The following is a 24393-nucleotide window of genomic DNA, read 5'->3' on the forward strand; positions in this document are numbered from 1 at the left end:
AACAACAGATTTGAGCTTCTGTACAATTACTGCTCAAACAACCTTTTTTCATACCTCTATGATAACAAAGAAACCCCCTGTAGAAGTTGACGATTTTTACGCACCCTATGCGAAATTTTTGAAACACGTTGATAGAACAACGTTTACAAGCTCGTTATTTAATTATCGATAAACAAAAATGTTGTTCTACGCCTACTTTCCCTCGAAATCACGCGTTCAAAGTTTAAGTCTTTACTCTTTTTAACGAGAAAAGCTCAAAATGTTAGCATTAAAGACTAACATTTTGAGCTTTTCTTAATTATTCCGACGCATTCTTTTTAAAAAAAACAAGATTTTTTTCGCATTCCTCGCACTTTTTTAGGTTCTAACCAAGCAAGGCACTGATTAATAGCCCTAAAGCATAGGTGCCATTGAAAACCATTAAGTTCTTAATGGAATGGCGGAAACTTTTCGGCTGCGGCAATTCTTGTTTAAACGTTTGAATATTTTTCCAAATGACAGGCAAAGTGGCAAACGTGATTAACACAGGCCATTGATAAATACCACTAATGAAGCCGAATAAAATCACCAGATAACCAGCTAGCGCTAACACTTGAAACAGCACAATCCCTGCTGGGCGCCCGATATAATAGACTAATGTATAACGGTGGTTCTCAATATCCGTGTCTAAGTCCCGTAAATTGTTGGCGAGCATGATGTTAGCAATCGAACAGACCAAAGGCAAGGACGCCACGACAATCGCAAGCACCGCCCAGAGATTGCCGTCTAAGCGAAAGGCGCCACTGGCGAAATCAACCGTTAAGTAAAAAGGCGGATTGGTGACGACATTCAAGTAAACGGTTAAGACGAAGATGCCTAAGCCCATCGTGAAGCCACTGAAAATTTCTCCTAAGGGCATACGGGATAACGGAATCGGTCCATACGTGTAGAAAATCCCGATGAAGCAGCAAATTCCTCCTAACACAAGGAAGAGCCAACCGGTTTGAACCGTCAAGTACGCACCCACAACGGCAGTGAAGGCAATCATGGCGAAAATCATGTTGCGAACTAGTTGTGGTGAAACGCCTGATTGTCCGATAATATTTTCTTCATATTTGTAGACGTCCGATTTGGCTTTTTTGAAGTCCATGTAATTATTAATGGCGGTGGTGGCCATATCAAAGACCACCATGCCAATGAAGAAAACCAGCGTGTTGCCCCACTGGACTTCCCCAAAATAGGTCATTGAAAACAAGACCCCGATAATGAAGGGAAAGAGACTGGCAAGCTTCGTCTGAATTTCCACTACTTTTAAAAACACATTTAAAGACATTTTTAGTCGCTCCTTATTTCAAATCGGCCCGATTCCCCATCGTATAGCCAGAGTCTTTGCCGATTTCAAAGTTGCCTTCGATATCTTTGCTGATGTAGACTTTGTCGTCTTTTGTGACGAAAATGGCATCGGTTCCTTTCAGACTTTCGACATATTCTAGTCCTTTTTTGACGCCCATTGAGAAGACGGCTGTTGAGAGACCATCACCATCGATGGATTTGTCGGTGATAATGGTAACACCTGCGATGTCGTTATCAAACGGATAGCCAGTTTCACGATCAAAGAGATGGTGGTAGGTTTTGCCATCGACTTTTAAGTAGCGTTCATAAATTCCTGATGTGACTAAGGTTTTGTTGCTTTCTTTGACTTGACCTAAGACTGTGTTGCGGGCTTTATTCGGATCTTGAATCCCGACTGTCCAGTCCATGTCTTTGCCACGTGGGCTGTGTCCTAAGACGTAAACATTCCCGCCTAAATCGACGATAGCGGTGGTGACGCCGTTGTCTTTGAGGACTTTCACGACTTCGTCGGTGATGAAGCCTTTGGCAATTGCGCCTAAATCCAATTGCATGCCTTTTTCTTCAAGGTAAACGGTTTGCTCTTTGTCGTTGAATTTGACTTTCGTGTAATCGACAAGTTTCAAGGCTTGATCAATTTCGGCTTGGCTTGGTTTGCGGGCATCATCGAAGCCAATGTGCCACATAGAGGTGATTGGACCAATTGCCATGTCGAAGCCGCCGCGGGAGTCTTTGCTATATTCATAGGCTTTTTTCAACAAAGGATACAGGTCATCTGAGACTTTGACTGGTTTCACGCCTGCTTCTTGGTTGATTTCATCAATTTCTGAACCTGGTTGGTTGACGGTGATTTTATCGCCTAGTTCTTTGACACGGGCAAAAGCTTTCGGTAAGACGTCTTCTTTGCCATCATCGTAGATGCGAATTTGAACGTAGGTACCAAGCATTGTTTGACGGTCAGAGTATGGTTCTGTATTAATTTTCGCTTCTGGTTTTGAGGAACAAGCAGCTGCCACAAACAGCACTGCTAGAACACTCACCATGAGCAGAAGTTTCTTTTTCATAGGATTCCCTCTTCTTTCCTTCTTTAATTAAAAAATAAGTTCTCTTGCATAGTAGCCTTTTTTGGAAAAAATGAAAAGTCTTTCTCTTGGAAATTCACAAATTTCTGTGAAAAAAATTTGTGAAATGATGGACAGAACTAGCGAAGAAAAAGGGGCGGGAAAGTCAGCCAACCGACTTTTTCCCAACCCCTCAATGGTGTCAAGTAATTGCTGAAAAGCGTTTCAGGAACTACTTCACGATTCATTTATTATTACTTATTTTGTTACGATGTTGTCAACAACGATTTCAGTTGTGTCGCCTTTTTCAGCAGCGTTCACTAATTGTTGTGCGTAGTTGATGAATGAATGTGTGCTGTGTGTTGCACCAGTTACCACTTCAACACCTGCAGGTGAGCCGTCTTCTTCGCCCATTGCTTTAACAAATTCTTTGTTTAATGTTTCGATATATTCTTTTGGTCCAACGCCAGTAACGTCTTTCATTTTGCTTTCGTATTCAGTGTCATCTTTTTTAGATTTGCCGTCAGCGTTCACGTTATCGTAGTTAGATTCAGTTACTTTACCATCTTTCACAGTCATTGAGAATGTTGTGTGGTAGCCGTTTGAGTCATTTTTTTCTTTCAATGAGTACGTACCATCTTTCAATGTTGCCCCATTGTCGATTTCGATTGTGTCTGTGTTACCAGCTTGTGCTGCTTGGATTAATTGTTGTGCGTAGTTTTGGAATGATTCAGATGAATGAGTCGCACCAGTTACTACTTCCACACCGCTTGCGCTTTGTGCTTTAACAAAAGAATCGTTTAATTGTTTGATGTATTCTTTTGGTCCAACACCAGATTTTGCTTTCATGCTTTCTTCATACTTAGTGTCTTCTGTTTTAGATTTGCCGTCAGCATTGATGTTGTCATATTTAGATTCAGTGATTTTGCCGTCTTTTACAGTCATTTCAAAGACTGCACGGTAACCATTTTTTTCATTTTTTTCTTCTAATTTATACGTACCATCTTTTAAATCGCCACCGGCAACTTTTTTCGCTGGTGCTGATGATTCAGTTGATTTTTTCGTTTCTGAAGATGCTGCGCTAGAAGAGTTCGTTGTGTTGTCTTTCTTGTCTGCGCCACAGCCTGCTAATACTAAACTAAATAATGCAATTGCCGCAAAACCTTTAACAAATTTATTCACTTTCATTGATAGTCACCTTTTCTTTCATGATTTTCACAAACATTAAAAGTTTGTGATACATTACACATTATAATGGTTTTAAAAACGTTGTCAAGACCATCCCCTAAAAATATTTACATTTCGGTCTTTTTTTCATCAAAAACTCATCGTTGGAGTAAATTTGTTGACAATTAAAATTTATATTAGACAAATTCGTGAAATACTTATATAATGTTAGTCGATTGTGTACTTATTAATCATTATCACTATTTTACTACTTACAATATTAAGGAGCGGATTGTCAATGACAAAGCAAAATATTGTCGTTGTAGGTGCTGGGTATGCTGGCGTTTCAGCTACTAAATTTCTAGCAAAGAAATTTAAAAAAGATACGGACGTAACAATCACATTGATTGATCGCCATTCTTACCACACTATGATGACCGAATTGCATGAAGTAGCAGGCGGACGTGTTGAACCAGAAGCAATTCAATACGACTTACAACGTTTGTTCTCACGCAAGAAAAACGTAAAATTGGTAACAGATACTGTTACTGGGATCGACAAAGAAAATAAAGTTGTGAAAACTTTAGCAGGTTCTTATCCATTTGACCAGTTAATTCTGGGTATGGGTGGCGAACCAAACGACTTTGGAACACCAGGCGTGAAAGAAAATGGTTTCACCTTATGGTCATTTGATGATGCAGTGAAAATTCGTCATCACATTGAAGCAACCGTTGCTAAAGCAGCCATCGAACCAGATGCTGAAGTACGCAAAGCAATGTTAACATTCGTTGTCTGTGGTTCTGGTTTTACTGGGATCGAAATGGTCGGCGAATTAATCGACTGGAAAGATCGTTTAGCGAAAGATGCCAAAATTGATCCAGACGAAATTACATTAATGGTTGTTGAAGCAATGCCAACCATCTTAAACATGTTATCTCGTAACGATGCTGCCAAAGCAGAACGTTATCTAGAAAAGAAAAATGTTCAATTATTATTGAACTCACCAATCGTTGAAGTTGCAGCAGATCACATTAAATTAAAAGATGGTTCTGAAGTACCAACGCATACGTTAATCTGGACAGCTGGTGTGAAAGCAACTTCTGATGCCGCTGACTTTGGTTTAGAAGCAGCACGTGGTAGTCGTTTAGTTGCGAATGAATACATGCAAGCAAAAGGTTACGAAGACAAAAACATTTATATCATTGGTGACTTGGTTTATTACGAAGAAACACCAAACACACCAACTCCTCAAATCGTTCAAGCAGCTGAACAAACAGGTCATACTGCGGCTGCCAACATCGTTGCAGATATTAAAGGTGGCGAAAAACACGCCTTTAAAGGAAACTACCAAGGATTCATGGTTTCCATCGGCGCGAAATGGGGCGTTGCCAACTTATTCGATAAAATTCATTTGAGTGGTTTCTTAGCCATCATTATGAAACATATCGTTAACTTGAAATACTTCTTTGATATTCGTTCTGGTTACTACATGTTCCAATACATTATGCACGAAATCTTCCATATTAAAGATGATCGTTCTGTTGCTCGCGGACATACGTCTCGTTACGGCAATGTCTTGTGGAGTGTTCCGCTACGTGTCTTCTATGGTATGGTTTGGTTAGTCGAATCAATGAAGAAAATTGTCGGCAACGGCGATTACTTGAAACCAAGCACTTGGTTTGGTGACGGTTCTTGGTTCACAGATAAAGTCGTTTTCCCATTCCCTTGGTTACAAGAACAAGTAACAACAGGTGCTTCTCAAGCAACTGAAACAGCAACAACTGCTGCAAGTGGTGCGGCGGATGCGGCGGCAAGCGGTGGTGCCGATGCGGCAACACAAGCAGCGCACTTTGGTTTAAGCTACGCTTACGGCGAAACACCAATGCAAGTGTTTGATCACATGCCTAAATGGTTCGAAAGCGTAATGAAATTTATGATGCCAAACCAAGAAGTTGCTTTGTTCATGCAAAAATTCATGACAATCGTTGAAGTATGTATTGCTTTAGCATTGATTGCTGGTTTATTCACTTGGTTATCAAGTGCTGCTACAATTGGTTTAACAATTGCCTTCTGTTTATCTGGCATGTTCTATTGGGTAAATATCTGGTTTATCTTTGTCGCTTTTGCTTTGATGAACGGTTCAGGCCGTGCTGTCGGTTTAGACCGCTGGGTAATTCCATGGATTCAACGCAAACTTGGTAAAGCGTGGTATGGTACCCCGAAAGCTAGATACGGCGGTAAGTAAGCAATCGATAATCGATTGACAACTACGAGCAAAAGCTGAGACACATGTCTCCAGCTGACTATCATAGGATTTAGTATGTGGGACAGCAGTCAAGCATGACTTTTGTCCCACATATTTTCTTTTATATAATATGGTGGCTCAACTGAGGTCGGGACAGAATCGTTTAGCTCCGAGAACCAAGTAGGTACTGTTCAACATCTATTTGCTTTGCAAATAGTGTTTCTCAGCAATAAGAAGGAATTTCCGAAAATTGTCATAAAACACAACGAGGAAAGAGTTGATGTTGCATGATACCTACTCGGTGCTCTTTAATTTTTGGAGACCAAGTAGGTATTGTTCATCATCGAATCACTACGTTCTTCGTGATTCTCAACAATTTCGGCTTATTTCCGAAGGACCTTCAACTCTTAGAGCTTTAGCTCTTAGAAGTTGTTGAGATCGGAGCAACGCGTAGTGTTGGTTCTGTTCCCGCCGTTTATCAGTTTTTGAGCTTGGAACAAAAATTCAAAATAATTTTTGTTCCAAGCTCGTTCACTGTGTTATGATAGACAAGAAAAAAACACCAAAGGAGAGAGAAGAAAATGACGATCAAAGAATTCATTAAGAAAAGTCGCTTGAAAACATGGGACGTTATTATTATTGCTGTTTTAGTTCTTGGTTCTTTTCTGCCCCTTGTTGTTTTTGCCATGCAAAACCGTGGTCAAGAAGCGGCTACGTATCAAGCAGTCTTGAAAGTAGACAACAAAGTAATCAAAGTCTTTGACTTAAAAAAGGACGGCCCGCATTATACATATAAATACGAAGCAAAAGACGGTGATTACAACCTGATTGAAGTAGATGGTGATCGTATCCGCGTGAAGGAAGCCAACTGTGCTGACTTAGTGGATGTTCGGCGAGGCTGGATTTCCAAACCTGGTGAAACCCCGATTGCCTGTCTACCCCACAATTTGTTTATCACCGTGGAAGCTTCTGATGGGAGTGAAGACGGTAGCTTAATTTATTAAGCACGACAACTATGAGCAAATTACACAAGAATATTTATATTGCTATGCTCGTTGCCCAAGGGGTCATTATTGGCTTAATCGAAAATATGATTCCTTACCCTTTCGCATTTGCTCCTGGGGCAAAGCTCGGTCTAGCAAATTTAATTACTATTATTGCGATTTTCACCATGCGTAAGCGTGATAGTTTTTTCCTAGTCTGTTTACGTTTGATTTTAACGACATTACTGGGCGGTACACTTTCGACCTTTTTCTATAGTGCCAGTGGTGCCTTATTAAGTTATTTCGGCATGTTGCTTGTCAAGCAGCTGGGGCCAAAACGGGTCAGCATTATCGGGATTAGTGCCGTTGGTGGTTTCTTACACAACGTTGGTCAGTTGCTAACGACCTCTTTCTTTGCTCATTCGTGGGCGCCGATGCTGTACTTACCATTTCTATCTCTGTTTGGGTTACTTTCGGGGATTGCGATTGGGATTGCCGCTAATTATTTACTACAACATGTCCAGACGTTACGAAAATTCCAACTGAATTATGAACAAACAACGAAACATAAGTGGAGTCAATTTTTCTAATTGAAAACCTGTCCGCCACAATTAAAGGAGTCATCTTATGAATATACATCCTATGTGGAATACCTATCCTACGTTATCAAAAGAATTAACAACTACTCTTCGCTTGATGGAACAAGCGGTTCAAATCGATAATCAAGAGATTCAAGCTGCTGTCCATGACATGATTCATTCTGGCGGCAAATTGCTACGTCCAGCCTACCAACTGTTGTTCTCTTATTTTGGTGAACAGCGGGACCCTAAAAAGGCGACAGCGTTAGCGGCTTCCATTGAATTACTGCATACCGCCACGTTAGTTCACGACGATATTGTCGATGAAGCTGATACGCGTCGTGGCTTGCCAACATTGCGTTCGCGCTTTGGAAATAGCACAGCCGTGTATACAGGCGATTATCTTTTTGTTTGCTGTTTCAAGCTCTTATCTGATTATTCTTCTTCATTAAAAAGCATTCAATTAAATTCGCGCAGTATGGAAAAAGTCCTGACTGGTGAGCTTGGTCAAATGGACAATCGCTATAATTTCGAGGTAACGATTGACCAATATTTAAAAAATATTTCCGGGAAAACTGCGGAACTGTTTGCGCTAAGTTGTTTTGTCGGTGCCTATGAAAGTGGCACCTCCCAACGTTTTGCCAAACGTTGTGGTGAAATCGGCGAAAATATCGGGCTGGCTTTTCAAATTATTGATGATATTTTGGACTATACACAAACTGCCGATGCCATCGGCAAACCCGTCTTAGAAGACGTACGTCAAGGCGTGTATTCTTTGCCCTTGATTTATGCACTTGAAGCCAATCGTGAAGTCTTGTTGCCACTTTTAATGAAAAAAGAAACCTTGACCGATGAAGAAACACAGGAAATTTATCGTCTTGTCCATGAACTAGGTGGCGTAGAAAAGGCCCAACAATTAGCCACTCATTACACAGAAAAAGCGCTGAAAGAAATCAGCAAACTTCCTGAAACAAAGGCCCAAGCGAAAGAACAATTGTATGAAATTACACAAACGATTTTGACAAGAGAAAATTAAAAAAGCCGCTGGATCCTATTGAGGATTTAGCGGCTAGCTTTTTAGGTGATACCAAACATATATTTTATGATAGAATTTAAAAATATACTTGATTCATTAGTAGAAAGAGGTGCTACTATGACTTTTCTCCAGTGGTATTCTCATACCACGCTCAGCGAAATGTGGGCGTTTTATGAAAAAACAATCACGCATCATCCCTATTACCTTGCCATCTGTCTTAAAGATAAAGAAAATAGTTGTCCAATTGGCTACGTAAAAGCGGAAATGAACGATAGTCACGACTTTGGCACTTCGAAAGGAGTTTCTTCGGCATAAAGGGATTGTGACAGACGCCAGTAAATCATTGGTTTCATTACTGAAAAAAAGAGAGTATCCCCTATATTACAGCCACACATGATGTAGAAAATTATCACAGTGGAAATGTGATGAAATAAATCGGTATGACGTACTGTTACTAATACAGAGAACAATGGCAACCCAAAAATGTGCTCATTTCTGAATGTACCAGTTAAATTTAGATAATCACGCAGACCGTGTCTATAAAAAATATTGGGATACTTATCCTGACCACTTCATAGAAGACATTTGATGTAAGCTTGTTTCTTCTAAATCCTTTTTGCCGTTTTTATGTATTGAAAGCGTATACTAATAATTGAAAGGACGTGATTTTTTGCGTAAAGATGTACCAACTATGTTCGCTTAATTTAACATTTTTCCCAAGACAAGTAATATCAGCCTTGGAGACTAAAGCGAAAAGAGAGAAAAAATGAATTTACAATAAATAATCCATAGATTAGAAACTATCTATCAACAGACCGATTACAATGGTAGTTATGCACTTGTAACCGCTGATAAAATTTTAGCTAAGAAAAATTATGGGTTTGCAAAATTTAAGGAAAAACAGTTATTCACAGAAGCAACTCAAAGTTGTATTGGCTCTGTAACGAAGCAATTCACTGGTACCGCCTGCATGATCCTTCATGAACAAGGTAAGTTAAACTTGGAAATGCCAGTAGTAGCCTTTTTTCCAGATTTGCTAATCCCAAAAGCAATCACAGTTAAACATTTATTGACAATGAGTAGTGGTCTACCTGATTATCCAACGGAGCTATTCTTAAATAGTTTGAAAAAAATTAAAGAACAGAGACCAGAGCTAAACGAAAAACTTCAGGAATTTTATGCTGAATTTGCTACCGCAGAACAAATTTCTTTCAATAAATTGAAAACGATAATTGCTACTAAACCGATGGATTTTCAGGTTGGAACCCGAGTTTCTTATAGTAATACTAATTATTATTTATTAGGTTTGATTATTGAAAAAGTATCTGGACTCTCATTTGAGAAATTTGTAACACAAAAAATCTTGTCTCCTTTATCGATGGTAAAAACTTCCTTTGCCACACAAAATAGCATAGCAAGGAGCTATCGTAACATTGATAATGAACTACATGAATTTCCAAATACTTATCAATTACTATCTGCAGATGGCTGTATGGTCTCGACTATTAACGACTTATCGAAATGGCTACAAGCAGTTCTCAAAGGTGAAATTTTGTCGCCCGAAAGTTGGGATCAAGTTTTCAATCTCTATTTAAAAGAATATAATTGTGGTTGGATGAAGTTAGGAGATTGGTTTTACCATGGCGGTCAATATCTAGGTTTTTACTGCGAAATCTTTCTGCATCGAAAAGCAGGTCTAGGAAAAGTTATGCTTTATAATCGGGAAGCCACTTCTGAATTAGATCAATATTCTATGGATGAACGTTCCAATTGGCGTAATTTAATTCGAGATTGGTCATTTTCTCAAAATTAATAAAAAAGCTCTAATCCTATTGAAAGATTTAGCGGCTAGCTTTTTAGGTGATACCTTGGTATAATAAAAACGAAGAGAGCGTACTAGACATACGCTCTCTGGTAGACCGTTTAAGACGGTAGCTGAATTAATTAGGAAATAAACCCGTTAATCCTGGCTAAAGATTATGACGGGTTTATTTTTTGTCGTTTTTATTACTGATTTTGACAATTAATGTTGCGAAAGCGATCGCAAGCATCAATGCTTCAAAGACAGTCACTACTATTCCTTTCTAGGGAAAGAGCAAACAAGCAAAAACATTGGCAGTCCCCCTTTTTTTGAGAAATTGCCACCGTCATAAACTTCCTACTTGTGTAGTATAACACATTTATGCCTTCCTAGAATACGCTTACTTTTTTATTTACTATTCGACTTTTCCGTTTCAACTTGCTATAATAAACACGAAGAGAGCGTACTAGACATACGCTCTCGGGTAGACCGTTTAAGACGGTAGCTTTAATTGTGGATAAATAAACCCGTCAATCTTCGCTAAAAGTTATGACGGGTTTATTTTTTGTCGTTTTTATTACTGATTTTGACAATTAATGTTGCGAAAGCAATCGCAAGCATCAATGCTTCAAAGACAGTCACTACTATTCCTTTCTAGGGAAAGAGCAAACAAGCAAAAACATTGGCAGTCCCCCTTTTTTTGAGAAATTGCCACCGTCATAAACTTCCTACTTGTGTAGTATAACACATTTGTACCTTCCTAGAATACGCTTACTTTCCTGATTATTCAACAGCCGCTTTCTTTTGTAATAAAAATCGCGCACCGTTTACTGGGATAAAACGATTCAGCCAACTAAAATTTTTTAGACTAAACAGACCGACCATCTTTTTTGATGGTCGGTCTGTTTAGTCTATTGCTCCGCCCTTACTCCTTCTCCGACAATGCTCGCCAGACATCAAATGTTTGTTTTAAGCCTTGGACATTATGAACACGTAAAATTTCTACGCCTTGTTGTGCTGCATACAAGGAAGCAGCGGCTGAGCCAAAATCACGGTTGGCTGGTTCTGGTTCGTTCGTTAAAGCGCCGATGGTTCGTTTGCGAGAAACGCCGTATAGTAACGGATAATCTTGGTAGCGAAAGGCGTTAGGATCTTTTAACAGTTGAAGGTTTTCTGCGACAGTTTTATGAAAGCCAATCCCTGGATCGAAACAAATTTTTTCTAAGGAAAGCCCATATTTTTGGCATTGTTCAATTTTTTCTGTATAAAATTGGTGCAACTCTTCTTTTAAAGAAAGCGATTGGCGTTTTCTAGAATGCATAATCACAACTTGGACTTCAGGATATTGTGCGAGGACTTCTGCCATCCTCGGAGTGTCTAATCCTTTGATGTCATTAATCATTGTGGCGCCAGCTTGGATCGCGGCTTCTGCTACTTCGGGATAGTAGGTATCCACAGAAATCGGCGCTAGAGAAGTCTCACGTATTTTTTTTATTAATGGTAATACTCGGTCTACCTCAACTTGTGGAGAAACTTCTTCGTAGCCAGGACGTGTGGATTGGCCGCCAATGTCTAAAATATCGGCCCCCGCTTCTAGTAGATGAAGCGCATGTTGATAGGCCACGTCGACCGTTGTGTAGCTACCGCCATCAGAAAAAGAGTCGGGGGTCGTGTTGACAATCCCCATAATTTGGTAATTCTTTTTTAAATCAATCATTGTCACATTGCTCCTTTATCTGCTGAATCATCTTTCGTAAAGCCCGCATTCTAGGACTTATCTTCATTCGTTCACTCGTGGACAACTCCGCTAAGGTTTTGCCTCGATCTGGTAAATAAATAATCGGATCAAAGCCATAACCACCTGTACCGTGCGGTTCAACTAATTCACCAGTCAAAGTGGCTTCCGTTTGCAACAGTTTGTCGTCATCGAGTACATAGACCAACGTGGCTGATAAGGTTAACTCTCGAGTCGACTGTCGCCCTTCAAATAAGTGCAACAGTTCGCGGTTCTGTTCTTCCGGATTGGCTGAATGGAAAAAGCGGCTTGTATGAATACCTAATAAATCAGGAAAAGCAGTTAACGTTAAGCCGCCATCATCACCTAACACTGGGCGGCCAATTAATTGTTGGAAAAAGCGAGCTTTTAGATAAGCATTTTCAGCATACGTAGTGCCAGTTTCTGCAGGTTGTTCTTGACTGGTTGTATACTTTCGATAAGAGACAAGTTGAATAGCGGGGTCCTTAAGTCCTGATTGCATTTCTTTTAACTTACCTTGGTTATTCGTGCCAACAATAATTTCCATTTTCTAACGTATCTCCATTAAAAATTGATTTTTCCACTCTTGTTCTTTAAATAGTCCGGTAAATTGAAATGTTTTGGTGCTACTTTGTGGTGTTTTCACGCCGCGCATCGTCATACACATATGTTCCGCTTCAATGGCTACTGCAATGCCTTTAACGGGAATATTTTCTTGAAGTTTGCGGGCAATTGTCACTGTTAAATCTTCTTGAACTGTGGGACGTTTGGCACAATGTTCTACTAATCTTGGTAACTTGCTTAGTCCCAATACTTTGCCACCTTCTGGCAGATAAGCGACATGTACTTTTCCATAAAATGGCAATAAATGGTGTTCACACATTGAATAAAAGGCAATATCTTTTACTAGAACCATTTCGCCTTCATTTAAGCTATCAAATAATTTATAATCGTCAAATTCAGGTTCGGTTAATCCACTAAAAACTTCTGCATACATTTTAGCTACACGTTTGGGTGTATCAATGAGTCCTGACCGTTGAGTATCTTCCCCCACTGCTTCTAAGATTGTGGTAACTGCCTGCTCAATTTGCGCTTGTTTTTCCTGCTCCATCTCTACCATTCCTTTTCGCTTACTCGCACTTCTTCTTGATTGCCACTGCGCTGAATCCACGTAGCTATTGGCGTGCCCAATAGTTGTTCCTCTGCGTAAACATCACTTAAGGGAATCAAAACAAATGACCGTTTTGTTAATTCTTGATGAGGAACTTGTAAGTGGGGCAACGTGACTGACTGCTCCCCTAATAATAAAATATCAATATCAATAATCCGCGGACCCCAGTGAATTAATTTTTTACGTTTCATTGCTTGCTCAATCCCTTGGGTAACAGCCAATAACTCTTCAGCGGTATAGCTAGTATCAATTTTCAATACGGCGTTCAAAAAATCATCTTGGTCTGTATAACCGTAAGGATCCGTTTCATAAAGTTTTGAAGAAGCCACGACCTGAATCTGCGGGTCTTCGTTTAAATAATTGCGGGCTTTCACTAAATTTGCGTACGGATCGCCGACGTTACTACCTAATGCTACATAGCCAATCATCTATACTTCTCGCTCCATTTCAATTTCAATATTGTCAAAAAGGCCGGGCATCGGCACACTATATTTTCTAATTTTAATGATAATTTTGTTCAATTGTTCTTGATAATCTGCGGAAATATCATCTAAAATAGCACTCGCTAAACCTTCGATTAAATCGTACGAGTGATTGTTTACTCGTTGGGCAATCAATTCATTCACTTCGGCATAATTGACAGTTTGGGTGACATCATCTGTTCGCCCTGCCTCGGCTAGCGACAACTGCATTTCAAGGTCGATTTCTACTTGCTGTCCTAGACGTTTTTCTTCTGCCAAAACACCATTTTTTGTGAAAAATTTCAAGTTGTTGATTCTAATTTTATCCATCCTCTAACTCCCTACCCTCTGTTTTGCTGATTTTTTTAATCATAGCATATTTCTTGGAAAAGTCAGTAGTTAAAAGATGGAAAAGTGGTTATTGGCATGATATAAAAAATTACTTTTTATGAATCAAATAGTATAACTTGTGTATTCAAAAAAGAGCGTTGCATCAGCAACGCTCTTTTTTGGGGTTTATTCGCCTTTTATCGCATTGTTACAAATTCTTCTGAGCCTGTTGGATGAATCGCAACAGTATTATCAAAATCAGCTTTGGTCGCGCCCATTTTAATAGCGACTGCAAAGCCTTGTAGCATTTCGTCAACACCGATGCCGATGCCATGCAAACCGACAATTTTTTCTTCTTTACCGACACAGATTAATTTCATGTCGCATTTTTGACGGTATTCTCCTAAAGCGAAGTACATTGGCGTAAAGCTAGAGCGATAGATTTTCACTTGGTCTTCACCATATTCTTCAAGCGCTGCTTTTTCCGTTAAACCAATTGTCGCAACTGGTGGATGGGTAAAGACCACCGTTGGCACCAAGTTATAATCCAGATATAAATCGGTTTGTCCGTTAAATAAGCGTTCAGACAGGCGCCGACCAGCGGCAATCGCGACTGGCGTTAAGTCGATTTTCCCAATGACATCGCCGACTGCGTAGATGCCATTTTGTGTGGTATTTTGGAATTTATCTACTTTGACGTAGCCTTTTTCATCAAGAGCTACTTTCGTATTTTCTAAGCCTAATTGATCCGTGTTCGGCTGACGGCCTGTCCCGAAAATCACGGCATCTGTCGTGATTGATTCACCATTTTCAAATGTAATAACATACTCATTCTGCGCCGTTTTTTCAATTTTAGCTGGTGTTGCATTCGGATGAATTTGCATGCCCATTTCTTGATAGCGTTCTACGACTTTTTCAGAAAGCATGTCATCAAAGCTTCGTAATGGTCGTTCATGACGGAAGGCCCAATGTGTTTCTGCACCTAAGCCATGTAAGGTTCCTGCTAATTCGGCTGCGATGTAACCCGCACCGACAAAGACCACACGTTTTGGCATTTCTTCTAACGCAAAGAAGCCGTTTGAATCTAAGGCATATTCTTCTCCTGGAATACCTAGTTTTTTCGGACGACCACCTGTCGCGATTAAAATGTGCGGCGCCGTATATTCTGTTCCATTGACTTCAATTGTTTGCTCCCCAGTAAACGTAGCGTAACCATGGATACGTTCAATGTTGTTACTGTCTAAACCACGATTATACGCACCATGTAAGAAGTCAATATATTTTTCACGATTTTCAACTAATTGTTTAAAGCTAAAATTTTTGATTTCAACATCAAACCCGTAGCCTGCTGTGTCTCTTTCCATCATTTCCATCATGCTGCTGGCTTGCCACATGACTTTTTTAGGCACACAACCAACGTTGACACAGGTCCCACCAATTTCGTTGCCCTCAATTAAAAGGACGTTGGCTCCGTGCATTCCTGCGCGGTTAGCAGAAGCAATCCCGCCACTACCGCCACCAATAACAATATAATCATAGGTTTTCATTTATTCTGGCTCCCTTTCAATTTGAACTTTCTCCCTTATTATCGCAAAAAATAGCAAAAAAAGACAGTCGTATTACTTACTTTTGTTTAGTTTTCTGCTGCTTCTGTTTTATTGATTCGTTCCGTAAAAGCACTGGGGGAAAGGAATTCAATCGTAGCATTGTCGAAGGGAATTCCTAGTTATGATTGATTTACTTGGTTCATTTAACTACTTCTTGCTAAAATCTTCTAGAAAAAAAAGTTTTTTAATGATACAATTTAATTATTGAAACCTAAAATTATACCACATTTTATCTATATGTCAATTCTTTTGGTTTTCTTTTCAAAAATGACTTTTTCTTTTGAAAAAATCACTCAAAGGCTTGATACCACTCAGTTTTTTTACTTTTGATTTACTTTTGAATTTATTACTAAGGAGGGGACGTATGAATCAATTTATAGAATTAAAAGACGAAATCTTTTCACATCCAAAAGAAAGTTGGCAATTAGAGTACAAAAAATCACAGACTTCTCTTTCCAAAGATATCTGGAGTACATACAGCGCATTTGCAAATACTAAGGGTGGTATAATTATTTTAGGTGTAGAAGAAATACCCAACGGCTATAGAGTTGTTGGCGTTGATAAGCCAGAAATGATCCTTAGGGATTTTTGGAATCTTATTCACGACAAGAAAAAAGTGAGCGCTAATTTATTGAGTAATGAAGATGTTATTACATTAAAAGTTGCTGGAAAATCAATTATACAAATTAAAGTCCCAAAAGCTTCATTTGAAAGAAGACCTATTTATCTAAATGGAAATAAAACGAATACCTACATAAGAACAGATGATGGCGATCGAAAAGCAGATGATAATCAATTTAAATACCTAATTGTCGATTCTCAGAACGATATAGATACTGAGCTACTAAATAATTATACCCTGGACGATTTAAACACAAAAACAATTCAAGAATATAGAGAATTACTTTATAAAAATACTCAGGAGCAAAAATACTTAGATTATTCAGATGAAGAGTTACTTATAAATTTGGGTGTCCTGAAAAAGGATAGAATGAACAGCGATAATGTATATAAATTAACAACTGGCGGACTATTATTTTTCGGAAAATATCATTCAATTACAGACAGGTTTAAAAAGTTTCAATTGGATTATTTTAAGAAAAAAAGTTCATTAGATAGCGATTGGTTAGATAGAGTTTCCACAGGTGATATGAACTATCCAGAGATGAATATTTTCTCTTTTTACACTATTGTCATTGAAAAATTCGCTCTCGCAATTCCTGATACTTTTAGACAATCACAAGATATGACTCGCGGTTCCTATAAATCAGATCTATTATTATCACTAAAAGAAGCTTTGGTAAATGTCTTAATGCATGCGTATTATGATTCAGATCATGTCATTAAGATTGCAGATTACGATGATTATATTGAGTTCTACAATCCAGGAGAAATGAAAGTGTCTAAAGAAGAATTTATTCATGGAAGTTATTCAGTCACTAGAAATCCGATTATTTCAACTTTGTTTAGGAGAGTAGGAATTGCTGAGAAGGCAGGGTCTGGAGGACCTAGAATAATAGATGCAGCGACTAAAAATAGTTTAAAAGCACCTGATATTGATACCTATTTCGATGCAACCACTATCAAAATCTGGAAAATTAATATGAAAGATAGCCTAAAAGGTTATACTGATATTGAACAATTAATTATTTTATACTTGATGGATCACGGACAAGCAAAAATTAAAGATATTCAAAAAAATAGTGGGTACTCTGACTATAAAATTAGAAAAACCGTTACCAGCTTAGTCCAACAAGGTACTTTGTTAAACAAAGGAAATGGGAAATCAACGATTTATATGCTTAACTCAACAGAAGAACTTGGTATAATTGCGAACAAGAGGATTTTAAAACGCATTGAAACTGAATTGACTCGAAAGTAAAGATGAGACTATAGCACAAAAAGGAAACCCTCATATGCCAGAGGATTTCCTTTCTTTTAGTACATGTTCCCAACCACTTTTACTCGTAAGCGTGTTGCATTTTCTGGATGATAGGCGAGTGGTGTTTCTTCCACCTCGACTAACTCGATTGTGCCAGGAACTGCACCCGCAAGTTCAGCTTGTTGGACGGCTTTTTCTTGGGCATCGGCCAACGCCGCGTCTCGTTGGATTTTTGAATAGACATAAATTTGTTCGTATTGTCCGCTAATCTGAGCGATAGAGGCACCGATGGCATTCGCCACTGCCCCGTTTTCGTTGCGAATTAGCGCTTTAACACCTGTCAATTCTTCGGGGATGATAATACTTCCACCACCAACTAAAACGACCGTCACGTCTGCAGAACTGGTTTTCATGCGATCAATCGCTTCACTGACCAATTCGCCAATTTTTTGGTACACTTTTTCCGCAAACGTTTGGTCTAAATGAGCTACTTTGCTAGGATCACCGACTTGGGCATGGCCTAAGCGAACCGCAATATCAGTGGTCGTTAATTGTGTGCCGCCAAAAACAAGGGCCTCTTGTGTAATACGGTAGCCGACACTGTCGGGGCCAACTGTCACAGAACCATCTGGTTGTTCACGCACTAGACTGCCGCCGCCGACACCGATTGACACGATATCTGGCATTCTAAAATTGGTCCGTACTCCGCCAACATCAACGGCCAGTGAAGATTCTCTTGGAAAGCCATCCACTAACACGCCAATGTCTGACGTTGTGCCACCAACATCTAAAACAACCGCATCTTTCAAACCAGCTAAGTAAGAAGCGCCACGAATACTATTTGTTGGTCCACAAGCAATGGTTAAAATAGGAAACTGTTTGGCATACGTTAACGACATTAACGTACCATCATTTTGACATAAGTACACTTGGGCGTGATGAATTTTTTCTTGTTCTAAGGCTTGTTCAAAGCCTTCGCTGGTCACTTTAATTACTTTGTGCAACGCAGCATTCAAAATTGTTGCATTTTCCCGTTCAATTAAACCGACAGACCCAATCATTGAGGAGCAAGATACAGGAACATCTGCCCCTAACACTTCCTTCGCAAGCGCTTGAACAAACAATTCTTGGTCACTTTTTAAAGAAGAAAAAACGCCAATTACTGCGATTGCCTCTACTTCTCCTCGCCAAGAGGCCAAAATCCCACGTAATTCTTCTTCGTCCAGTGCAGTCAATTGTTGTCCATCATATTCGTAGCCGCCATGTGCTAAAGCATACGTTTCTGAAAGAGTGGCCACTAAATCCTTGGGCCAAGCTGTGTAAGGCAAGACCGAAGCGGTTGCTGGATAGCCCAAACGAAGGACCCCAACTTTTGCTAATTTTTTTCGCTCAACAATGGCATTCGTACATTGGGTCGTGCCCAACATTGCATGTGTGACTTTGGTTGGGTCCACTGCTGATTCTGCCAAGACTTTATTTAAGGCACCGGCAATCCCTGTTTGAATATCATCGGTTGTTGGAACTTTCACTGAATGAATCAAGTTTAATTGATGATCTAAAATAACAGCATCTGTATTTGTGCCGCCGACATCGATACCGATTTTATACATTTATTTGTCCTCCTTCGCTACTAAGTTTTCTAGTGGTTGATAATCCATTTCGTAGCCGAAATACCGAGGACCCACTGTTTCGATACCTTTTTTCGTTCGCCAAGCGGCATTCGCTTTCAAGCCCATTACTTGGACACGTTTGCCGTATTTCAAGCTTTCTGTTGTCACAGGCGTTAAAGTTTCTAAATCTACCATACAAATCAAATCAGGCGTCATCGCAATCACCTGACCATCTTTCTCGGCAATTAAATTTTCATTTTGAAAATGGACGACTGCTTCTGAACCAGCATCACTGTTTAAGCCACTCAATTTGACACGTCCCAAATTGAAGCCACCTTTTACTTCTCGTTCCACATCTAGAATTTTTCCTTGGAACAATTCAAACCCATCCGTAACTTCTACTAATGCTTGGCGTTTTTCTTGTTCATCTGCATAGGTACCTCGAATCACTTTGCCAATTTCTTCTGATAATGTCACGATGTTGTGAATACCATAGTCTTGTAATTGTTTGCCTGTCGCGGGATAAATGCTCACTAAAGCACTGGCGCCCATTTCAACCGTTTGAACACGAGCAAGACGTTCTGTCCAAGTATTATCAATCGTTTCCATAATGCCAATATTTCCTTTTTCATCGGTAATTGCCATAGGGGTCGCTGACATCCCATTCAAATGGAACGTTACCATAGGCAATTCTGGAAAGGCCCGACCCATACCATCACAATCCACCAAGGGAATGCCTAGCTTCGCTGCAACAACAATTGGAATCATTGAATTGACGCCCCCAGCTTCCATTGGAAAGGTTCCCGCAATCGTTTCTTGGTCTAAATATTTTCCTAACTTCTCAAAGACACGGACGAATTCGTCGCCTTTGGGAAATTTTTCAATTGCGACAGATGGGGCACCCATCATTGCGGCGGGTAGGAAAAAATCCTCCGCGGCAATTTCTTCTGGAGAAACCAGTTTGACAGGTCCGTTTTCTTCGATGGCGGACAAAGCCATCATTTTACCAATGTAGGGATCACCGCCACCTCCTGTCCCTAAAAAAGCTGCTCCTGTAGCTATATTCTCAATTGCTTCTGCATCTAAATAACGCATTCTCCGACACTCCTCTTCTTCATTCCATTTCTAATGATTCGGTGTTCGTCTGTTGACGTTTTGCACCGAAATAATAAATAACAAACGATAAAACAATGCCAATTAGCGGTTGGTTAGGCAATTGAGGGGCATTGGGAAAGAAACTCATAATCACCGGAATGCCCCCCACTGCAGCACCAATTAGCCATGAAAAAACACCTAATTTATTCACGCCAGGCGTTGGCTGCCATTTGGTTCGATCGCCTTTGTTAATCAACCAATAGGCAGCAATCATTACACCAGCCACTGGTGGAACCATCGCAGAAAGGACAGACATAATCGGCGTAAAGTAATTTAAGATCCCCACAACTGCTAATAAGGTTCCAATGGCGCCGGCCGCACCGACAGCGACTTTTTCTTTTTCTTTTGGAATATCAAAGACATTAATCAAGGCCAGTCCGCCAGAAAAAGCATTCACGGCATTCGTGGTCCAAGTTGCTAAAATTAGCGCAATAATTCCTAAAACTGGAAAACCGAGATTCATAAAAACTTCCGTGATATCTGCGGTGTTCGAAGCAATGGTCAAGACCGCACCAACGCCAATCATCAACAAGCCTGTCGGTAAAATCCCTAAGGTGGCCGCTTTAACCACATCTTTACGAGAAGAAACATATTGAGAGTAATCTCCAGCAATTACTGCGCCTAATGCAAAAGAACCGACAGTCATTGAAAGACCTGACATAAAGCTTCCTGCTGTTTGAGGTGTATATTGACTAACAGCTTCCCAACCGTTGTTTCTTAACGAAGCCACCAAGCCATAAAGACAAACCAGAACTAACACAGGAACCGCAAAATAATTCAGAATTTTCAATATTTTTATGCCATAAAGAGCCGAAATAAGCATGATAACTCCCCAGATTAAGGAAGAAAGCGACACAGGTAAATCAATGCCGTAAATTTTTAAAAAGTTCGTGAAGGCGCCGCCGCTGACATTGGCTTGCAAACCAAACCAACCTAAGCAAGCAATCGCTAGAATAATGGAAATAATCTTTTGCGAACCTTGAATGCCAAACACTTGAGAAGCGACTTTGACAGAAGGTTCTTGTAAGTCGGAACTTTGAATTCCTTGTAAAATCATTAAAATAACAATAATACCGTAACCAATAAATCCTGTTAACAAAGCTTCCCATAAAGGCATGCCTGCAACTAACGTTCCTCCAATAATTAATCCTGGCACGCTAATCATTGCGCCCGCCCAAACAAATGTTAAGCTAAGCCACGATTGTTGTTGCTCGTTTTTTAATTTCATTCTCATTCCTCCTTAATTATTTTTTCAATTATAACGAAAAATCAGTCATAGGTCTTTTTCAAATTGAAAAAAATATCGAGGAAGTTTTGGCTTAAAATAAAAAAGCAGACAATCGGCTACTGCCGATTGTCTGCTTTTTTCATTCATTCGTGACCAAGCGATATAAGATCATCGCCAAATAGACTTCATAGGCTTCGGCGGCGTTAGTCATATCATAGCCGAGCGCTTCATTAATTTTACTGATACGATATTTGACCGTATTTTTATGAACAAATAGGCGTTCGCCGCATTCTTTAAAATCACTACTTGCATCTAGTAAAAACGTTCCTAATGTCATTAACTGCTCTGATTCTTTTAAGAGAGGTTGGATAACTGCTAAGCGTTGTTGGATGGCTTCTTCTCCTGCTTGGAGACACGTCATCATTTGTTGAACTGTACGAATTTCCGCGATTGATAACACTTTTCTTTGTGGATAGACACGCTTTAAAAACGGCGCGACTTGATTAGCGGTTTGGTAGCTGACACGCACTTCAGTCGTGTTACGAACTTTCGGACAAAGGATGATTTCACCTAAATAGTCCTGATAGTCTGTGGCTTGCAAGTATTCTTTACTAATCGAGGCTTCAGGCTGTTTGTGTAAATAATTACCTAAGAGAACAATCAGGTAATTTTCTGTTTGCTGGACAATCGTTGTTTGGTAATAGTAACGTAGGAAATCTTTCAAATCTTGCTGAATAGCGTGGATTTCTTGTCCTTGTTGCCAAATAGGCAAAAGCCACATCGTTTCGACAGAAGAAATATCAATCATTAATTTTTTGGCTAATTGGTACATCTTATCACTTTCATCGTTAATGATTGCTTGGACTAAGGCATACTCACTGACTTCGTCATAGTTTTTCCCCCATAAATTCAGAGCCATCTGAACGACTTCCACCGCTTGATTCATCTCAAAAGAGGTTAACTGCTCTTCTTCTCGAATGAAGTAAAGCTTCAATGTTTGTCCATCTTTCTGAGGAAGTTTTTGCGAGGTAATGAAGTAGGTCGTTTCTCCTAGCGCTACTTTCTCTTGTGATTGATAAAGTAACTTGGTTAAGGGTAATTTCGTGCTTCGCGGCCAATTGATGGTGCTGATGATTTCATTGGTATAGGTGGTTAACGCAATGTTGACTTTTAAAAAATCGGATAGGATTTTCAAGGTCATTTCCACACTGCGGTTTTGTTCAGGCAAAAGGGAAACTTTTTCCAAGAGGTCCGTTGCAAAAGAAGCCATTTTATTTTTATTGACTAACAATTTCATGACTTCATAAATGACTTCGTTGTAGCGTAATGTGGGATCATTTTTAGGCATTTGGATTAAAATAAAACCTAAAGAATCCGCTAATTGAATCACTTCCTCTGCAACTTTCGGTACGATAATCCCAACGTAGTACAAGATTAGGCCTACTTCGCCTAATTCATGGAGATGCCGAATCGTTTCACATTGCTTCACCACATCATGACGAATGGCACAAAATGAACCAATCAAAATTTCACCAGCATGGTATTCATTTGTTTTGTGAAGTTTTTCCGAAAACAAAGACATATCAGAGACTTCTAAAAAAGAAAGAGAAGCAACAGATGTGTCCAATTGGTTTTTACCAGAAAGTACCGTTGCTTCTCGCAAAGACGGTAATTTTAATAAATCATTCACGCGGACACTCATAATTACTCCTCCTTTTGGCTAGTTTATTTTTTCTTACGAATCATATCGCCGACTGCAACAGGTTGCGTCACTTCCATTGTTAATAACATCATGGGATTAGGTGCCCGATCGATCGCTTCACCGTCTTCATTATACATCTCTTTAACGGTTTGGTGGAAATGGGTAAACCCGGGACCATAAAATTCAATTTCATCGCCGACACTGAAAAGGTTCCGTTGACGAATTGTCGCGACTTGCGTCTTTTCGTTGTACGCAATCACTTCGCCAACAAATTTATATTGTGGAATTTTACGACGTTCGCCGAATAATTGTTCATTTTCACTTGGTGTATTGTAATAAAAACCAGTTGCTAATTCACGTTGTGCTACTTTCCATAATTCATCAATCCACTCTTGTTGGCAGACATAGTTTTCAGGGTCTTCCATGTAAGAATCGACGGCTTTTTTATACACATTAGCGACTGTCGAAACATAGTGAATGGATTTCATGCGACCTTCAATTTTAAAACTATCGACACCATTTTCAATTAATTCTGGAATATGTTCAATCATAGACATATCTACGGCACTCATTGAAAACTCTTCTTCAACTTCCCCTTCACTGGTTTTGCTCCGACGTTCTGTCCCAAAAGGCATATCAAATAACTCGTATTTCCAGCGACAAGATTGAGAACAACCGCCACGATTGGCATCCCGCATCGACATATGATTGGACAAAGTACAACGTCCTGAATATGAAATACACATTGCTCCATGAATAAAGGCTTCAATCTCAATGTCCGTATTTTCACGAATCGCTGCAACTTCCTCCATTGAAACTTCGCGCGCTAAAACCACACGTTCTAAGCCTTCATTTTTCCAAAATTCTAATGTTTCATAGTTGGTTGCTGAAGCTTGTGTCGATAAATGGATGGGTAAACCTGGTGCTTCTGTCGCACAAATTTCGATTAAAGCTGGATCGGAAACAATCACAGCTGAAATTCCGATGTCTCGCAATTCTCTGAAAAACGCTCCTGCCCCTTCCTGGTTTCCTTCATGAGTGACCATATTGGCAGCGACATAAACTTTCGCATTATGTTCGCGGGCAAAGGCTACGCCTTCCGCCATTTCTTCTGGCGTGAAATTTCCTGCGCGGCTACGCAGACCGTAGGCATTCCCTCCGATATAAACGGCATCGGCACCGTAACGAATTGCGACTTTTAGTTTTTCTAGCGTCCCGGCTGGAGCCAACACCTCGGGACGCTTCAATGTTCGTTCTGTCATTACTTTCATGTTCTTCTTCCCCTTAAATG

21 protein-coding genes are annotated in these 24393 nt (G+C 39.7%); 7 read left to right on the forward strand and 14 right to left on the reverse strand.

Annotated features, from left to right (window positions below):
- Nucleotides 1–364: 364 nt before the first annotated feature.
- The 3 genes from menA to pplA all read right to left on the reverse strand — a co-directional run bounded on the left by menA (nucleotide 365) and on the right by pplA (nucleotide 3578).
- Nucleotides 365–1312, reverse strand: coding sequence for a 1,4-dihydroxy-2-naphthoate polyprenyltransferase (gene menA / locus IGM09_RS12775; RefSeq protein WP_002358958.1), 948 nt, complete (start codon nucleotides 1310–1312; stop codon nucleotides 365–367).
- A gap of 13 nt (nucleotides 1313–1325) precedes the next feature.
- The gene (locus IGM09_RS12780) at nucleotides 1326–2393 is read right to left on the reverse strand and encodes an FAD:protein FMN transferase (protein WP_002354751.1); all 1068 of its coding nucleotides are present in this window, start codon (nucleotides 2391–2393) and stop codon (nucleotides 1326–1328) included.
- A gap of 255 nt (nucleotides 2394–2648) precedes the next feature.
- On the reverse strand, nucleotides 2649–3578 hold the full coding sequence (gene pplA / locus IGM09_RS12785) for an extracellular electron transfer flavoprotein PplA (protein WP_002367507.1): 930 nt from the start codon (nucleotides 3576–3578) through the stop codon (nucleotides 2649–2651).
- 277 nt (nucleotides 3579–3855) lie between these two features.
- Here pplA and IGM09_RS12790 point away from each other — a divergent pair, with 277 nt between their 5' ends.
- From IGM09_RS12790 to IGM09_RS12815, 6 genes are all read left to right on the forward strand, one after another.
- Entirely contained in the window at nucleotides 3856–5802 is a 1947-nt protein-coding gene (locus tag IGM09_RS12790) for an NAD(P)/FAD-dependent oxidoreductase (RefSeq protein ID WP_002354747.1), read from the forward strand.
- Between the two features lie 581 nt (nucleotides 5803–6383).
- Nucleotides 6384–6806, forward strand: coding sequence for a NusG domain II-containing protein (locus tag IGM09_RS12795; protein WP_002358956.1), 423 nt, complete (start codon nucleotides 6384–6386; stop codon nucleotides 6804–6806).
- Between the two features lie 11 nt (nucleotides 6807–6817).
- The gene (locus IGM09_RS12800) at nucleotides 6818–7375 is read left to right on the forward strand and encodes a Gx transporter family protein (protein WP_002354743.1); all 558 of its coding nucleotides are present in this window, start codon (nucleotides 6818–6820) and stop codon (nucleotides 7373–7375) included.
- A gap of 37 nt (nucleotides 7376–7412) precedes the next feature.
- Entirely contained in the window at nucleotides 7413–8399 is a 987-nt protein-coding gene (locus IGM09_RS12805; protein ID WP_002354740.1) for a polyprenyl synthetase family protein, read from the forward strand.
- 117 nt (nucleotides 8400–8516) lie between these two features.
- On the forward strand, nucleotides 8517–8714 hold the full coding sequence (locus tag IGM09_RS12810) for a hypothetical protein (protein ID WP_010774056.1): 198 nt from the start codon (nucleotides 8517–8519) through the stop codon (nucleotides 8712–8714).
- Between the two features lie 487 nt (nucleotides 8715–9201).
- Nucleotides 9202–10212 (forward strand): serine hydrolase domain-containing protein, encoded by a 1011-nt coding sequence (locus IGM09_RS12815; RefSeq protein ID WP_080270555.1) that lies wholly within the window; start codon nucleotides 9202–9204, stop codon nucleotides 10210–10212.
- Between the two features lie 913 nt (nucleotides 10213–11125).
- On the opposite strand, the gene folP is transcribed toward IGM09_RS12815, so the two are convergent.
- From folP to gor, 6 genes are all read right to left on the reverse strand, one after another.
- Nucleotides 11126–11917 carry a dihydropteroate synthase gene (folP, locus tag IGM09_RS12820; protein ID WP_010713671.1) on the reverse strand — a complete coding sequence of 264 codons (792 nt, stop codon included), beginning with the start codon at nucleotides 11915–11917 and terminating at the stop codon, nucleotides 11126–11128.
- Nucleotides 11910–12503, reverse strand: coding sequence for a non-canonical purine NTP pyrophosphatase (locus IGM09_RS12825; RefSeq protein ID WP_010713670.1), 594 nt, complete (start codon nucleotides 12501–12503; stop codon nucleotides 11910–11912). Before IGM09_RS12825 ends, folP begins: the two co-directional genes overlap by 8 nt.
- A gap of 3 nt (nucleotides 12504–12506) precedes the next feature.
- Nucleotides 12507–13076: a GTP cyclohydrolase I FolE gene (gene folE / locus IGM09_RS12830; protein WP_002381007.1), complete on the reverse strand. Its 570-nt coding sequence runs from the start codon at nucleotides 13074–13076 to the stop codon at nucleotides 12507–12509.
- Nucleotides 13070–13555 (reverse strand): 2-amino-4-hydroxy-6-hydroxymethyldihydropteridine diphosphokinase, encoded by a 486-nt coding sequence (folK, locus tag IGM09_RS12835; protein WP_010778032.1) that lies wholly within the window; start codon nucleotides 13553–13555, stop codon nucleotides 13070–13072. Before folK ends, folE begins: the two co-directional genes overlap by 7 nt.
- On the reverse strand, nucleotides 13556–13918 hold the full coding sequence (gene folB / locus IGM09_RS12840) for a dihydroneopterin aldolase (RefSeq protein ID WP_002354733.1): 363 nt from the start codon (nucleotides 13916–13918) through the stop codon (nucleotides 13556–13558).
- 197 nt (nucleotides 13919–14115) lie between these two features.
- Complete coding sequence (gene gor, locus IGM09_RS12845; protein ID WP_002354732.1) at nucleotides 14116–15465, reverse strand: glutathione-disulfide reductase; 1350 nt, start codon at nucleotides 15463–15465, stop codon at nucleotides 14116–14118.
- A 424-nt stretch (nucleotides 15466–15889) separates the two neighbouring features.
- Here gor and IGM09_RS12850 point away from each other — a divergent pair, with 424 nt between their 5' ends.
- Nucleotides 15890–17407 (forward strand): RNA-binding domain-containing protein, encoded by a 1518-nt coding sequence (locus IGM09_RS12850; RefSeq protein WP_002386215.1) that lies wholly within the window; start codon nucleotides 15890–15892, stop codon nucleotides 17405–17407.
- 56 nt (nucleotides 17408–17463) lie between these two features.
- Here IGM09_RS12850 and IGM09_RS12855 read toward each other — a convergent pair whose 3' ends face one another.
- The 5 genes from IGM09_RS12855 to IGM09_RS12875 form a co-directional block, all read right to left on the reverse strand.
- On the reverse strand, nucleotides 17464–19017 hold the full coding sequence (locus IGM09_RS12855) for a hydantoinase/oxoprolinase N-terminal domain-containing protein (protein ID WP_002419669.1): 1554 nt from the start codon (nucleotides 19015–19017) through the stop codon (nucleotides 17464–17466).
- Entirely contained in the window at nucleotides 19018–20112 is a 1095-nt protein-coding gene (locus IGM09_RS12860) for a DUF917 domain-containing protein (protein ID WP_002354727.1), read from the reverse strand.
- A gap of 19 nt (nucleotides 20113–20131) precedes the next feature.
- Nucleotides 20132–21406 carry a cytosine permease gene (locus IGM09_RS12865; RefSeq protein ID WP_162782965.1) on the reverse strand — a complete coding sequence of 425 codons (1275 nt, stop codon included), beginning with the start codon at nucleotides 21404–21406 and terminating at the stop codon, nucleotides 20132–20134.
- A gap of 133 nt (nucleotides 21407–21539) precedes the next feature.
- Entirely contained in the window at nucleotides 21540–23102 is a 1563-nt protein-coding gene (locus tag IGM09_RS12870; protein ID WP_010706951.1) for a PucR family transcriptional regulator, read from the reverse strand.
- A gap of 23 nt (nucleotides 23103–23125) precedes the next feature.
- On the reverse strand, nucleotides 23126–24373 hold the full coding sequence (locus tag IGM09_RS12875) for a peptidase U32 family protein (protein WP_002368523.1): 1248 nt from the start codon (nucleotides 24371–24373) through the stop codon (nucleotides 23126–23128).
- Nucleotides 24374–24393 lie beyond the last annotated feature (20 nt).

The sequence above is a fragment of the Enterococcus sp. DIV0167 genome (assembly GCF_050541555.1).
Taxonomy (GTDB): domain Bacteria; phylum Bacillota; class Bacilli; order Lactobacillales; family Enterococcaceae; genus Enterococcus; species Enterococcus faecalis.